The 490-nt window shown below is 52.9% G+C and carries 1 protein-coding gene; it reads right to left on the reverse strand.

Translation table 11 applies throughout. The annotated features are described in order from the left end of the window. A partial coding sequence (gene pilV / locus E0D98_RS25740; protein ID WP_131891524.1) for a shufflon system plasmid conjugative transfer pilus tip adhesin PilV occupies positions 1 to 490 on the reverse strand: 490 nt, incomplete at both ends.

A 490-nucleotide genomic window follows, 5' to 3' on the forward strand; every position in this document is an offset into this window, starting at 1 on the left:
GGTAGAGACGGTCACTTTCCTGCAGGTCATCACCGCTCATGACGACGGCGATGTGACCTGCCGAACAGGTAAGTCCGTAGTCTCCCGGTTTATCTGTCCAGGCTCCGAATGCGCCTGTTGCCGTTCCGTTTTTGCTGATAAATCCACCCAGCCCCGGCAACTGACCCGCCACGCTGCGCAGCCCTTCTTCTTTGATTGTCTGCCCTCCAGTTGAGCAGGTCAGGGCTTCCAGACGCCCGGAGGTCTGGTTACGGCGGATACCGGTGATATAACTCTGACCAAACGGAGAATGGTTAAACCCCTGTTTCAGATATCCCTGACGAATCAGGTCATCAGCCGTGAAATTTGCCGGAAGGCTGCCGTTATGCAGACGGGCATTGTTGTCGGCAATATAGTTTCTGGCTGCGGTATTGTAGGCATCTGCATGATATGCAGCACTCTGGTAAAGCTGCTCATTCAGCCAGTTTTCAATTTCTGAATAAATCATTGG

The organism is Escherichia sp. KCJ4928 (genome assembly GCF_004352695.1).
Classification (GTDB): Bacteria; Pseudomonadota; Gammaproteobacteria; order Enterobacterales; family Enterobacteriaceae; genus ECMA0423.